The 14112-nt window shown below is 51.6% G+C and carries 11 protein-coding genes; 10 read left to right on the top strand and 1 reads right to left on the bottom strand.

All coding sequences use genetic code 11. The features are described from left to right. The first annotated feature begins 59 nt into the window (after nucleotides 1-59). From D3A97_RS03575 to D3A97_RS03530, 10 genes are all read left to right on the top strand, one after another. Entirely contained in the window at nucleotides 60-755 is a 696-nt protein-coding gene (locus D3A97_RS03575; RefSeq protein ID WP_119076713.1) for a FadR/GntR family transcriptional regulator, read from the top strand. Nucleotides 756-1014: 259 nt separating this feature from the next. After that, nucleotides 1015-2127 carry a sialidase family protein gene (locus tag D3A97_RS03570; RefSeq protein ID WP_119076711.1) on the top strand — a complete coding sequence of 371 codons (1113 nt, stop codon included), beginning with the start codon at nucleotides 1015-1017 and terminating at the stop codon, nucleotides 2125-2127. Nucleotide 2128: 1 nt separating this feature from the next. Further along, entirely contained in the window at nucleotides 2129-4678 is a 2550-nt protein-coding gene (locus D3A97_RS03565; protein ID WP_119076709.1) for a sodium:solute symporter family transporter, read from the top strand. A gap of 2 nt (nucleotides 4679-4680) precedes the next feature. Next, nucleotides 4681-5610, top strand: coding sequence for a DUF6772 family protein (locus tag D3A97_RS03560; protein ID WP_119076707.1), 930 nt, complete (start codon nucleotides 4681-4683; stop codon nucleotides 5608-5610). Between the two features lie 27 nt (nucleotides 5611-5637). Further along, nucleotides 5638-5973, top strand: a complete 336-nt coding sequence (locus D3A97_RS03555) for a hypothetical protein (protein ID WP_119076705.1) — start codon at nucleotides 5638-5640, stop codon at nucleotides 5971-5973. Between the two features lie 128 nt (nucleotides 5974-6101). Further along, complete coding sequence (locus D3A97_RS24775; RefSeq protein ID WP_157986334.1) at nucleotides 6102-6488, top strand: hypothetical protein; 387 nt, start codon at nucleotides 6102-6104, stop codon at nucleotides 6486-6488. 154 nt (nucleotides 6489-6642) lie between these two features. After that, a complete protein-coding gene (locus D3A97_RS03545; protein ID WP_119076701.1) occupies nucleotides 6643-7725 on the top strand; it encodes an efflux RND transporter periplasmic adaptor subunit in 1083 nt (360 codons plus the stop codon). A 24-nt stretch (nucleotides 7726-7749) separates the two neighbouring features. After that, complete coding sequence (locus D3A97_RS03540) at nucleotides 7750-10917, top strand: efflux RND transporter permease subunit (protein ID WP_119076699.1); 3168 nt, start codon at nucleotides 7750-7752, stop codon at nucleotides 10915-10917. 7 nt (nucleotides 10918-10924) lie between these two features. Beyond that, complete coding sequence (locus D3A97_RS03535; RefSeq protein WP_232825837.1) at nucleotides 10925-12343, top strand: TolC family protein; 1419 nt, start codon at nucleotides 10925-10927, stop codon at nucleotides 12341-12343. A 157-nt stretch (nucleotides 12344-12500) separates the two neighbouring features. Then, nucleotides 12501-12992: a hypothetical protein gene (locus tag D3A97_RS03530; RefSeq protein WP_119076695.1), complete on the top strand. Its 492-nt coding sequence runs from the start codon at nucleotides 12501-12503 to the stop codon at nucleotides 12990-12992. Nucleotides 12993-13047: 55 nt separating this feature from the next. Here D3A97_RS03530 and D3A97_RS03525 read toward each other — a convergent pair whose 3' ends face one another. After that, nucleotides 13048-13881 carry a universal stress protein gene (locus D3A97_RS03525; protein ID WP_119076693.1) on the bottom strand — a complete coding sequence of 278 codons (834 nt, stop codon included), beginning with the start codon at nucleotides 13879-13881 and terminating at the stop codon, nucleotides 13048-13050. Nucleotides 13882-14112 lie beyond the last annotated feature (231 nt).

The raw sequence follows: 14112 nt of genomic DNA, 5'->3' as shown, positions 1-14112 counted from the left end.
TGGGGGTTCATCACTTTGCTATATTTGTAGTACATAATAGCAAAGTTTAATCGGGAAAGATGAAGGAAGAGACTATAAACGATCTGAGCAAGACCCTGGGGCGCGTGAAGGCCAACACTATGGCAGACGATGTGGAGATAAAGCTGCGGCAGTACCTGAAAAAGATGTCGCTCAAACCGGGAGACCCGTTGCCGAAAGAAACGGATCTTGCAGAAGCACTGGGCGTTAGCCGCAATGTAGTAAGGGAAGCCTTAAGCCGGCTGCGCATGCTGGGCATGATCGAGACCCGCAAACGCAAAGGGGCTGTGCTGGCCAGCCCTGATATCCTGCTGGCATTTGAGCGTGTACTGGACCCCGCGTTGATAGACGACCTTACCCTGAAAGATATTTTCGAGCTGCGCCTTGTGCTGGAAATGGGACTGGCAGACCTGCTGTATGCCCGCATGACAGAGACTGATATAGATGAACTGGAAGAAATTGCCAATAGCGAGATCAATAAAGACAAATCCTTCCTTGTAAAGAACGAAATAGCTTTTCATGGCAAACTTTATGAAATGACGGGCAACCTCACCCTCAAGCGCTTCCAGATCATGCTGCTCCCCATATTTGCCTATGTGATCACCATGGTGAACAAGCCCTACAGCGGCAAGGTAGATCACCGCGGGTTGGTGGATATTCTCAGGAACGGAACAAAAGAAGATTTCAAAAAAGGAATGTACGAACACCTGAAACCCCATTTTGACCGGTTAAAATAAACCGCTTCTTTTATCGCTTATACCTGCAGATACAGGTAGCTATGCAGCCGTTCCCCCACGCGGCTGCCGCCTGGCCATCAAAAATTTTTCCGGAAAAATTAGGAAAGGTTGGAAATTCTCTGTTATATTTGTTAATATGTAGTACATATAGGACAATAGAACATTTCTTCTTTTTCAACTCAAAATAGTCCACAGTTATGAGCATATACACGCATTGGCTGCTTACGGGCCTCCATTCCAAGATCAAACAGAACCCGGAATGGTAAACATACAAAAGATCATAATAGCGGTAATGCTGCTGTACCCGCTGCTGGGGAACGGGCAGGACGCGCCCCGGAAAACGGTATTGTGGAGGGCCAACGAAGACAGTATACATGCTCATTTTGTTTATGGGCTGGCAGTTACCACCAGGGGAACAATACTGGCGTTTGCCGAAGCGCGGATCAGGGACGGCGCGGACGATGGCGCCCATCATATTGTAATGAAGCGCAGCACAGACGGTGGAAATACTTTCTCTGCATCAAAAGTGCTGGTCAACAGCGATCATGGCCAGTCCTGGGCCAACCCAACCATTGTGCAGGATGCAAAAACAGGCAGACTGTTCCTCTTTTACGCCCTGAATCACGGGAATGACAGCAGCCAGGTCTTTTACATGACCAGTACGGATGACGGGCTCACCTGGTCTGGCATTGTGGAAGTAACGCATCTCTTTGACGGTAACCCGCATGGGTGGACGTTCCATTTACCCGGGCCGGGGCATGGCATCCAGCTGAAAAATAAACGGCTGATCGTTCCGGTATGGCACCGGAAATCTATTTCCTTTGCGGCAGCTGACCGGATGTACGGCGTTAATTGTATCTATAGCGACGATCATGGAAAAACCTGGAAGAACGGTTGGGACGCGCCTGTAGGCGAGTTCAATGAATCGCAGGTAGTGGAGAAAGCCAACGGCGATGTATTGCTGGTGGGGCGTATGTATTCTCCGCAATATGGCTCATTTCAGGCAAAAGTGACCAGCAGGAACAGGGGAGCCAACTGGCAGGCCCCTGCTGTGTATGATGAAGGCCTTACCGGGGCTGTTTGTGATATTGGCCTTACCCGCTACGCCCTCAAACCCAACATCATTCTTGTTTCTCAACCTGCAGACCTTAAAAAGAGACGTGATCTTACTATCAGGTTAAGCAAGAACGAAGGGGCTACATGGCCTGTAAGCAAACTGCTTCAGGAAGGCAGCGCCACCTATTCAGACCTGGCGGTACTGCCAGACGGCGGCATCCTTTGTTTGTATGGCCACGGAGGCAGCAGGCATATGCCAGATGTTGTTACAGTGGCGCGGTTCAGTTTAAAATGGGTATTGGAAAATCAGGAATGATATGCAGATACATCGGATAGGAAAAATACTGCTGCCATGCATCGGCCTTTTGTTGGTCATGGCGGCTAAGGCCGGGGCGCAGGGGCTCGTTTGGAGCAAAGGCGGAGAGTTGCCGGTAAAAGAAGGCCTGGGGCACGCTGCAGCGGGCGCTAGTAACGGCGTGCTGTTGATTGCCGGAGGCAGCAACTTTGACCGGCCTATACGGGAGGGTGGACAAAAAGTGGTTTATGACCGCATCTATATTGCAAAAGATGGTAACACAGCTGAATGGCAGGAAGCAGGTCGTTTGCCGGCACCTGTAGCCAATGCTGCCGTTGTAAACCTGGGCAGTGGTTTACTGGTGATGGGTGGAACAGATGGCAAAACAGCGTCAGACAGGATGTATCTGCTGTATTTCAAACCTTCGTCTGGCAAAGTAGAGATCGACACAACATTTCCAAGGCTTCCCCTGCCCCTGGTTGCTCCTGCAGCCGTTAACATTGGCAATCACATTTATATGGCCGGTGGTCAGCGTGAAAATAATGTTCCGCAACACGGTTTCTGGCGGCTGGACCTTTCTGCAGGAAGTGACCGTGTTTGGGAGGCGTTGCCCGCATGGCCCGGCAGTGGCTGTTTTGGTGCTGCCCTGGCAGTGCAGAGCAACGGGGAACGGGAGTGTATTTATTTGTTTGGCGGGAAGGGGCCGGCCGGCTACCTGAAAGATGCTTTTTCTTACGATGTACGGCATAACAGGTGGAAGACCATTGCGGCATTGCCGGGAGCGGCATTTTACAGTGCCGTTGCCCCGCTGGGGCAAACACATATTATGCTGTTCAGCGGATCAGACGGGCATGAGGCAGACAAAGCCATTGACATGGGAGACAGCTATCACATGTCGCGGGAGGTGCGGGCTTATCATACCATTACAGATACCTGGACGGTATTCAGCACTATGCCGGCAGGAGTGGCCGGCGCCGCGCTGGTGCAGTGGAACAACCGGCTGCTGCTGGCCGGCGGTGAGCTTCGCCCCGGCGTACGTACCAGCGGGATACAGGTTGCCACACTGCAGACCATTCATCCCAAAAGCCAGTTCGGCTGGATAGATTACACCACACTGTTGTTTTACCTGCTGGGACTGGGGCTGATGAGTTTTTACTTTTCAAGAAGGAAACAAAATGCGGGAGACTATCTGCTGGGTAGCAAAAATATTCCTTACTGGGCCGCCGGCATCAGTATCATGGCCACCCAGGTAAGTGCTATTGGTTTTATGAGCATACCGGCAAAAGCATATGCTGTTAACTGGGCCTACTTTGCCGGGGTGTTCACCTGGTTTGTGGCGGTGCCCATTGTAACGCGCGCATACATCCCCTTTATCAGAAAGCTCAATGTGGCAAGCGCTTACCACTACCTGGAAGTACGTTTTAACGCAGGCGCCCGCCTCTTTGCGGGGTCAGTGTTCGTGCTGTTCCAACTGGCCCGTATGGGGCTTGTACTGTACCTGCCGTCACTGGCGCTGGCAGCGGTTACCCCGCTTGACACAGTTACCTGCATTTTGATCATGGGAGTGCTCAGTACGGTATATACTGTGGTAGGCGGTATTGAAGCGGTTATCTGGATAGAAGTGGCCCAGGCCATACTTTTGCTGGGCGGCGGCATTGTGTGCATCATACTGGCTATTGCCGGACTGAAAGGCGGCCTCAGCGATTTTTTTGTACAGGGAATGGCAGACCACAAGTTCAGCCTGGGAGAGATGAATTGGGACTTTACATCTTCAACACTGATCGTCATACTGATCGGCAACATATTTATCCGCTTGGGCAATCTTACCAGTGACCAGGCGGTGGTACAACGGTATATGACTACCAGTGATCTCAGGCAGGCGAAAAGAAGCGTATGGACAGACGTTGCGGTTTCCATACCCTGGGCGTTGGTAGTATATGGCCTGGGAACGGCCCTTTATCTCTACTACAAACAGCATCCGGACCAGTTGAACCCTGCCATTGCGGCAGACGGCATTCTGCCGATGTTCATCGGGCAGCGGGCGCCTGCAGGGCTTAGCGGGCTGATCATTGCGGCCATTTTTGCCGCCTCCATGTCTACGCTGGAAGGCTCCATACACAGTGTGGCCACTATTTTTACAACAGATTTTTATGGCCGGTATAAAAAGAACATGACGCAACAACAGGCCGGCAATGTGGCAAAAATTGCTACGGTCGTTTTGGGCAGCTTTGCAACAGGGCTTTCACTGGTACTGGTTTTTATGGATGTCAATTCCATACTGGATGTATTTCAGGAGGTAACAGGGCTGTTCATCGGGGCTTCCACGGCTTTGTTCATGCTGGGTATCTTCACTACGAGGACAAATGCAACCGGGGCATTGATAGGCGCTGTCAGCAGCGGGTTGATCTTGTACCTGGTGAAAACCATGACCCCGCTCAGCTTCTGGTTATACAGTGCCATCGGTTTCCTGAGCTGCTATGTGATCGGGTATCTTTCCAGCCTTGTATTCCCGGGCAGAAAAGCGCTGGAGGGCCTCACGTTTTATTCTATCAATCAACTTAAAGAAAAGTAAATATGGAACATGTGATTGCGCTGGACGCAGGGTTAAACAAATATCAGCCGCTAGGGAAGATCATATGTTATGATGATTTCGACAAAGGGCTTAACGGGTGGATGGACCTGCATCCTAACTATGTGGGTAAAGACTTCAATACACTTCGCTACAGCCATGTAGACAAAACGCAATGGGGCCCGCTGATGCTCAGCAGCGCCAGCTTCCGCCTGGCAGGGACCCATGGCTCAATGAACGGTACCTATTCCCTGAAATTGTCTACAAGGCCAGTGGCCAATCCCTATACGGAGGCGCCTGCGCCCGGGAGCCTTTCACACGGTATCAAAAGGCTCACCACGCATCTTCCGAGGGGGCTGCGGCAATATGAAATGTGGTATGCCTACACGCCGGAACAGGACCGCCAGGGACTGAGCGAGCAGGCCATGCGCGCATTCGGTATCTTCTTTGACATACAGGACGATGAATACCGCTACTTTATCGGCGCGCGGTACGTAAATGCTGTGAATGGTGAAATGGTACGGCGGTGGCAGGTATTCAAAGCGAAGGACGTGAGCGATAAGGAATGGGCTTATGGTGTGGAGGATGACTGGTGCAAAATGGGCATAGACGCCATGTGGTACGGCAACCGCTATCCAGACGGCGCTACAGACGGTTTTGAATGGGTGCCAGATGGTTACCAGGATCTCTGTTATAATGAAAGTGATGACAAGATCAACTGGAGCTACCTGAGATTGCTGATCGATACAAGAAAAAGAGAGTATGTGGAACTGCAGTCAGGAGACAAGGTTTTTGACCTGCGTGGCATGCAGCCTACGCTGACCGCTCCCTATGCAAGAATAAAAGGATTGTTCAATCCCGGCATGTGGGTAGAGAATGATACAGACAGGCGGGTATTCTTTTACGCAGATTCAGTTGTTATTTCTGCGGAATGATTTTTTTACACGAGATGGATAGTTGATATGAGACAATTTCATGCTGCTGCGGTAGAACGCAGAAAATATTTCAAGGGAACGATCAGCTCTCACCCTATGGAAGCCGGCTGGGCGGGAGAGGCCATTTTTTTTCTGATCGTTGAAGAACTAACCGGTAAAGATGCCTGCGTAAATGCGTGCGTGGAAATTTCACCAGATGGCATTAACTGGATCAGGGAAGGTGCTGCTTTCCCTTTGATCAGCAAACCGGGACACTATTTCTGCAAGGTGTCCCATTTTGGTAACTGGCTCCGCATAAACGGCGAAATAACGGGCCCTGAAGCGGAAGCGAAGGCCTCCGTGCATTTGCACCTGAAGTCATAACGCAGATTGCCGTCTAACCTGTCCGGGGCCATATTTAACCCAAACTTCAAAAAAATAGTTTGCAGTTTGGCAGCTTTGCTATTAATTTTACGGATCGTGTTACCACAGTCTAATAATATTGAAGCCAGATGATACGGCTGCTAGTTGGGTTTATTTTATCGCTATATGTACTTTCGCCCGGGGGGCATGCCCGTGCTTTCCAGCATTCTATTGATCATGCGCCTCAACGGCGGCCTGTGGTATATGCGCTTTTTAACGAGTTTCAACTCTGCCAGGATGGCTTGCCGGGCGCAAGAAGGGCAAGCGAGAAAATAAAAGCGGTGGAGATACAGGAAGACGATGAACCCGGCTCTTCCAGGAAACACCCCGAATCCCGCAATCCTTATATTACTTTACCTGCCACGCTGGCCCGGCAACTTACGTATCATGATCTGAAACGCCCACTGCCGGCGTATGCACATTTTGCGTATTCTTCTTCACATAAGTTTATTGTTCACCGGGTAATCAGAATTTGATCTGACCATCCGCACCGGGGAAAGGTATCGTTTGCCCTTCCCTGTTCACCTGTTTATATGCTTTCCGCATGGCACCGGCTATGGCGGATGGCTATGTTATACCCCTGTCTTACAGTAATAACCTAAAAAAAGCGTTAAGAACACATATTATTTTATGAAGCAAATTCTCATGCTACTGGGCTTGTGTGCCTTGTTGTGCCATACAAGTTGCCAACCGAAAGAAGAAAACAAGGAAGAGGCTGCCAAACTGATCGTGACCAGTCCCCTGAAAATGGACACTACCATCACCAGGGAATATGTGTGCCAGATACGTTCCATCCGAAACATTGAAGTAAGGGCGCAGGAAAAAGGATACCTGCAGAACGTTTTTGTAGATGAGGGGCAGTTTGTGAAAGCGGGGCAGCTGTTGTTCAAGATCATGCCCAAGCTCTATGAGGCTGAATTAATGAAAGCGGAGGCGGAAGCGCAGGCTGCCGAAATTGAGGTACAGAACACCCGTTCACTGGCGGAAAGGAACGTGGTTTCCCAAAATGAACTGGCGCTGGCCAATGCCAAACTAAAAAAGGCAAAAGCAGAACTGGCGCTGGCGCAGGTACACCTGGCGTTTACGGAGATCAGGGCGCCGTTTGACGGTATTATCGATAACCTTCACCTGAAACTGGGCAGCCTGGTGGAAGAGGGAGACCTGCTCACCAGCCTGTCAGACAATAGTCGCATGTGGGTATATTTCAACGTATCAGAACCGGAATACCTGGATTATGCCGGCAGCATACGGCCAAAGGAAAAGCTGAAGGTGAACCTGCTAATGGCCAACAAGCAGGAGTTTAAGCATCCCGGTGTGGTGGAGACCATTGAAGGCGAATTTAATCATGAAACGGGCAATATTGCATTCAGGGCTACTTTCCCTAACCAGGAGGGTTTGTTAAGACATGGCGAAACGGGTTCCATCCTCATCAGGGAGCCCATCAGGGACGCGATCATCATACCGCAGAAAGCCACCCTGGAGATCCTCGACAAAAAATACGTGTACGTAGTAGGTAAGGATAACACGGTGCAGCTGCGCCCCATTACAATTGGTGCGGAGGTGCCTGACCTGTACGTGGTGAAGGAAGGGCTGTCAGAGAACGAGAAGATATTGCTGGAAGGCTTGCGGAAAGTGAAGAATAACGACAAGATATCTTTTGACTACGAAGCGCCCGGGCAGATCATCTCCCACCTGATGCTGCCAACGGAATAATGTACAGACAAAAAAAGCAATAACATGTTTAATATATTCATGAAAAGGCCGGTGTTCGCCATCGTGATCTCCCTTTTCATTATTTTCCTGGGAGTATTGGCCATCAATACGCTGCCTACTTCCCAGTTCCCTTCTATTGCGCCGCCCCGGGTGATTGTTAGCGTGGCCTACCCCGGCGCCAGCGCAGACGTGCTGGTACAGTCCGTTCTCATCCCCATGGAAAAGGCGGTGAATGGTGTTCCCGGCATGAAATACATGACGTCTGACGCCACCAGCGCGGGGGAGGCCAACATCCAGGTGGTTTTTGACCTGGGCACAGACCCCAATCAGGCGGTGGTGAACGTAAAGAACCGCATAGAACAGGTAACGAGCCGGCTTCCACCACTGGTGCAGCGTGAAGGGATTGTGGTAAATATCCTGCAGCCCAACATGCTGATGTACGTGAACGTATACAGCACAGACCCGAAGGCAGATGAAAATTTCCTGTATAACTATGCCAATATCAACATACTGCAGGAGCTGAGACGGGTAAAAGGGATCGGCAGCGCGCAGATCCTGGGCAGCAGGCAGTACGCCATGCGCATCTGGCTGAAACCAGACAGGATGCGGGCCTATAATGTGTCAACAGACGAAGTGATGGAAGCCCTCGGTAACCAGAGCATCATCGGGTCGCCGGGCAGGCTGGGCAGAAGTGACGGCAAACGCTCGGAGGCATTGGAATATGTGCTGACGTACCAGGGCCGGTACAATAAACCGGAGCAGTATAAAAACGTGATCATCCGCGCCAACCCCGAAGGGGAGATCCTTTACCTGAAGGATATAGCAGATATAGAATTCGGCAGCGAGTTCTACGATATCTATTCCAACCTGAACAACCACCCCTCCGCGGCCATTGTACTGAAACAGACCTACGGCAGTAATGCCAGCGAAGTGATCAAAAGTATAAAGGCCAAACTGGAAGAGATCAAAAGCGGTTCCTTTCCACCGGGCATGGATTACGAGATCAGCTATGATGTTTCCAGCTTCCTGAACGCTTCTATTGATAAAGTGCTGCATACATTGGGAGAGGCCTTTATACTGGTAGCTATTGTGGTGTTCCTCTTCCTGGGCGACTGGCGGTCTACCCTCATCCCGACACTGGCCGTGCCGGTCTCGCTGGTGGGCGCATTTTTCTTCATGCAGTTGTTCGGGCTCACCATCAACCTCATTACACTGTTTGCGCTGGTACTGGCAATCGGTATTGTGGTAGATAATGCCATCGTAGTGATTGAGGCGGTACACGCCAAAATGGAAGAAGAACATCTTTCTCCGTACCAGGCTACCTACAAGGTGATACATGAGATTGCCGGGGCCATTGTGGCTATCACCTTTGTAATGGCGGCGGTGTTCATCCCGGTGGCATTCATGTCAGGCCCGGTAGGCATCTTTTACCGGCAGTTCTCCATCACCATGGCCACCGCTATTGTGCTATCCGGCCTTGTTGCGCTTACGCTCACGCCGGTGCTCTGCGCCATGATCCTGAAGAACCCGCACGGGAAGCCGAAAAAGAAATCGCCGGTAGACCGGTTTATAGATGGCTTTAACAACCTGTTCGGGAAACTCACCGGCCAATACGAGCGCCTGCTCCGCTTGATCGTGAACAGGAGGGTGGTAACGTTTGGCATCCTGCTGGCTTTCTGCGCGGGAATTGCGGGCATATTCAAAGACCTTCCGTCCGGGTTCATACCTAATGAAGACCAGGGTATGATCTATGCCATCATTCAAACGCCGCCGGGCTCTACGCTGGAGCGCACCAATGACCTGGCGCGCAAGCTGCAGGAAATTGCGGAGCATGTGGAAGGCATCCGGTCTGTTTCGGCGCTGGCGGGTTATGAGGTGCTGACGGAAGGGCGGGGCTCCAATGCGGGTACCTGCCTGATCAACCTGAAAGACTGGTCTGAACGGAAGCACTCCGTGAACGAGATCATCCGGGAGCTGGAGGAGAAGTCTCATGAGATTCCCGGCGCTACAATAGAATTTTTCGGTCCGCCGGCGGTGCCTGGGTATGGTGCGGCGGGTGGCTTTGCCTTGCGCTTGCTGGACAAAACCAATAACGACGATTACAGGGAACTGGAAAAAGTGAACGACCAGTTTATGGCGGCGCTGGAAAAACGCAAGGAGCTTACCGGCCTCTTCACATTCTTTAGTGCCAACTATCCGCAATACGAACTGGAGATAGATAACAAGGCTGCCATGCAGAAGGGCGTTTCCATTGGCAAGGCCATGGATAACCTGTCTATCCTGATAGGCAGTACCTATGAGCTGGGTTTTGTGCGGTTCGGCACTTCCCTCAAGGTGTATGTGCAGGCCGCTCCTGAATACAGGCGGCTGCCGGATGACCTGATGAAACTTTACGTGAAAAATGACCGGGACGAAATGGTGCCCTATTCCGCGTTCATGAGCATTAAAAAATCGCATGGCCTGAATGAGATCACCCGTTATAATATGTACACTTCGTCCGCCATCAGGGGAGAACCGGCGCCGGGTTACAGCAGCGGCGAAGCTACCAGGGTGATCCAGGAGGTAGCGGCCAAAACGTTGCCACGCGGGTATGATATAGATTGGGAAGGGCTTTCCAAAGATGAAACAGAACGGGGCAATGAAGCGCTCTACATCTTCCTGGTGGTGCTGGCATTTGTATACCTGATACTGGCGGCCCAGTACGAAAGTTTCCTGCTGCCCCTGGCGGTGCTGTTGTCCCTGCCGGCCGGCGTGTTCGGAGCCTTTTTGCTGGTGAAGGTGATGGGATTGGCCAACGATATTTATGCGCAGGTAGGGTTGGTGATGCTCGTTGGCCTGCTGGGCAAGAACGCGGTGCTGATCGTGGAGTTTGCCGTGCAGCAGCACCGCGCCGGCAAAACGCTGTTTGAGGCGGCCGTAGAAGGCGCCAAGGTGCGCTTCAGGCCTATCCTCATGACCTCGCTGGCCTTTATTGCCGGCCTTATCCCGCTGGTGTTTGCTACCGGTCCCGGCGCCATCGGCAACCGCACCATCGGCGCGGCGTCAGCCGGTGGTATGCTGATAGGCACGGTTTGCGGTGTGATCGTTATTCCCGGGCTGTACTACATATTCGGTGGTCTCGCAGCCAGGAGAAAACTGATCAGGGATGAAGATGAGAATCCATTAACTGAAGAAATCGATCATAATGTTTAAATATAGTTTGTACAGATATATCATAATCGGCTGCATCAGCATGATCTATGCGGCCTGCGGGATTCCTGCGCTGACAGGAAGAACGGAAAACAAAGCGGTGCCTGCGCGGTATGGCAGCCAGGAAGATACGCTGAACACCGCGCATGTACGGTGGAAGGACTTTTTTGCCGATCCGTACCTGTCTGCCATTATTGACACCGCTTTGCAAAATAATCAGGAGCTGAACATTGCCCTGCAGGAAATTGAAATGGCGCGTAATGAAGCAAGGGCCAGCAAGGGGGAATACCTGCCATTTGTTGGCCTGAGAGGCGGGGCCGGTGTGGAGAAAGTGGGCCGGTATACCAGCCAGGGCGCTAATGACGCCAATACGGATATCAAGCCCGGAAAGGAAATGCCGGAACCGCTGCCGGATTACATGGTTGCGGCCTATGCTACCTGGGAGGTGGATGTATGGCACAAGTTGAGGAATGCCCGGAAAGCAGCGGTAACCCGTTACCTGTCTACCATAGAAGGGAGGAATTTTCTGGTAACGAACCTGATCGCAGAAATTGCCGGCTCCTACTATGAACTGCTGGCGCTGGACAACCAGTTGAACATCGTAAAACAAAATATCGGCATACAGAACAATGCACTGGAGATCGTGAAGCTGCAGAAAGATGCTACCCGCACTACAGAACTGGCAGTACGCAAGTTTGAAGCGGAGGTGCTGCACACCAGGAGCCTTCAATATGACATTCAGCAGCAGATCACAGAAACTGAAAACCGTATCAATTTTCTGGCGGGCCGCTACCCGGCGCCCATTCCGAGAAACGACCGGCAGTTCGGGAATAATATACCCGCCGCCATTCATGCCGGTCTTCCTTCACAATTGCTGGCCAACCGCCCTGACATCAAACAGGCGGAGCTGGAACTGGCCGCGGCCAGGCTGGATGTGCAGGTGGCCAGAGCACGGTTCTATCCTTCACTCGGCATTTCCGCCGCCATCGGCTACCGTGCTTTCAACCCGGCATACCTGGTGAAAACACCCGAATCCCTGTTGTACTCGCTGACGGGAGACCTGGTGGCGCCCGTGGTTAACAGAAATGCCATAAAGGCGGCATACAGCAATGCCAACGCCAGGCAGATGAAGGCGGTTTACAATTATGAGCGTACCGTTCTGAACGCTTACGTGGAAGTGGCCAACCAGCTGTCAAAGATCGGCAACCTGTCAAAACGCTACGAACTGAAGGCACAGCAGGTAGCGGCATTAACACAGTCTATCACCATCTCGAACGACCTGTTCAAGTCTGCACGTGCAGACTATATGGAGGTGCTGATGACCCAGCGAGACGCGCTGGAATCGAAATTTGAGCTGATTGAAACGCAAAAGGAACAATTGGGCGCCATGGTGCGGATCTACCGGGCGCTGGGAGGTGGATGGAATTAACCCGTTCATAGGCAGGCCGGCGGAAAGGGGCCTTTCTTTCCGCCGGTTTTCCCTTCCCGGTTTGGCCGGTGCCCTACATGTGGTATCTTGACAAGAATCAGGAAGATGGTTGTACGAAATTACCCGGAATCCTTATCTTGGGAGTAAATCCCTAACCATGAAAAGAGCATTCGCCACCTATGCTGTCATTGCCATTGCGGCATTGGGCCTTTCCTCCTGCGCTACTATTTTTTCCGGCACCAAGCACACCTTTGTGCTCAACACTAAACCTGAAGACGCTAAAGTAACAGTAACAGATAAAAAGGGAAAAGAAATTTTCTCCGGCCAAACGCCCGCTCAGGTACGCCTGAAATCCGGGGCCGGTTATTTCTCGCCGGCGCGTTATGTGATCACGTTCAGCAAGCCTGGTTATGCGGACCAGACGGTACCCGTTGACTTCAAGATCAGCGGCTGGTACTTCGGTAACATCTTTATTGGCGGCGCGCTGGGCATGCTGATCATAGACCCGCTTACAGGTGGTATGTGGACGGTGGGTAACTCCGCTAAAAATATCTACCGGCCCCTTAGGCCACAGGGCGTAGCATTGGAGGTAATAGATATCCGGGACCTGAATGAAGCGCAGCGGCAACAGCTGGTAAAACTCAATTGAGGCTGGCTGCGGTTGCAATGTATCCAACCTTCCACAACCTGTGGAAAAATTCCCATCATTCCACCACAGGGAACAGCAGTAGCGGAATGGCTGAATGATAAGCCAGCTTTTTCGAGATGCTTTTGTGGAACAGGGCGGAGAAACCGCCGTGTTTTTTAGGAACAGCCATGATCAATGAGGCCCGCCGCTCATCTGAAAACGTTAGTATGCCTTCTACAACATCGTTTCTGGTGATGTAGCCGAAGGTAGGGGCGTATTTTTCCAGTTGCCGGTGAAGGTCTGTAATGGCCTCAAAAGTTTCCGGGGCGTATTTTTCCTGTGTTTCGGGCATTACGTTCAAAACGTACAGGCTGGCGCCGAATGCGTCCAGGAAGGCGTACAGCCGGCTGAGAGATACATGGGTTACCTCCTCCAGGTCTGTTGCAAAAACAACTGTTTTGACGGGCCGGCCCACCAACGCGTTTTGCGGTACAATGAGCACCGGCATTTCACTGCTTTTCAGCACTTGTGCTGTCATGCTGCCCATCAGCAGCTTTTCAAGGTTGGACTTGCCGGAAACGCCCATTACCACAGCTATCACTTCTCCCTGCCGGTACCGTTCGTTGATCCTTTCCCCCAGGATGGCCTCTTCCGCCACCAGTTCAATTTCAACGGATGGGCCTGCCAGTGCCTTCAGCCGGTCATGCAGCAGGCCAAGTGATCTCATGCTTTCGAGGTATACCTCCTGACTGTCTTGTACAACGGGTATTTCGGTTCCGCCCACAATGGTCTGGTAGGCATGGTAGAGAATGAGCCGATTCACTTCCAGCCCTGCTGCAATGCCGCAGGCGTATTCCGCGGCACGGAAGGCGGCTTCTGAAAAATCTGTGAGTATCAGCAGTGATTTCATCAAAGAGGAGTGCGGAAAAATTGTGCCAGCCTGGTCAGCGTGCCCGGATTTTTAGAGAAAAGGCCAGGATGGAAGAGAGGAATTTGGCCGGGCAAAAATTATTAGTCTACTAATTTAGTAGATTTATTTTGTTTTTTTATTTCTTCTTTCTATTTTTGTTCCGTTAATAGGAGGCACTGGCAGTAAGAATATCGGGCCATTGCGAGAGAAACCGCCACTGTAGCCACATAT

Source organism: Chitinophaga alhagiae, from assembly GCF_003568665.1.
In the GTDB taxonomy this organism is placed as follows: domain Bacteria; phylum Bacteroidota; class Bacteroidia; order Chitinophagales; family Chitinophagaceae; genus Chitinophaga; species Chitinophaga alhagiae.
This window is presented reverse-complemented; position numbering and strand designations above follow the sequence as displayed.

Coding starts and splice junctions, on each gene's coding strand:
- D3A97_RS03575 (WP_119076713.1), top strand. CDS start 60: ATGAAGGAAGAGACTATAAACGATCTGAGCAAGACCCTGGGGCGCGTG.
- D3A97_RS03570 (WP_119076711.1), top strand. CDS start 1,015: ATGGTAAACATACAAAAGATCATAATAGCGGTAATGCTGCTGTACCCG.
- D3A97_RS03565 (WP_119076709.1), top strand. CDS start 2,129: ATGCAGATACATCGGATAGGAAAAATACTGCTGCCATGCATCGGCCTT.
- D3A97_RS03560 (WP_119076707.1), top strand. CDS start 4,681: ATGGAACATGTGATTGCGCTGGACGCAGGGTTAAACAAATATCAGCCG.
- D3A97_RS03555 (WP_119076705.1), top strand. CDS start 5,638: ATGAGACAATTTCATGCTGCTGCGGTAGAACGCAGAAAATATTTCAAG.
- D3A97_RS24775 (WP_157986334.1), top strand. CDS start 6,102: ATGATACGGCTGCTAGTTGGGTTTATTTTATCGCTATATGTACTTTCG.
- D3A97_RS03545 (WP_119076701.1), top strand. CDS start 6,643: ATGAAGCAAATTCTCATGCTACTGGGCTTGTGTGCCTTGTTGTGCCAT.
- D3A97_RS03540 (WP_119076699.1), top strand. CDS start 7,750: ATGTTTAATATATTCATGAAAAGGCCGGTGTTCGCCATCGTGATCTCC.
- D3A97_RS03530 (WP_119076695.1), top strand. CDS start 12,501: ATGAAAAGAGCATTCGCCACCTATGCTGTCATTGCCATTGCGGCATTG.
- D3A97_RS03525 (WP_119076693.1), bottom strand. CDS start 13,881: ATGAAATCACTGCTGATACTCACAGATTTTTCAGAAGCCGCCTTCCGT.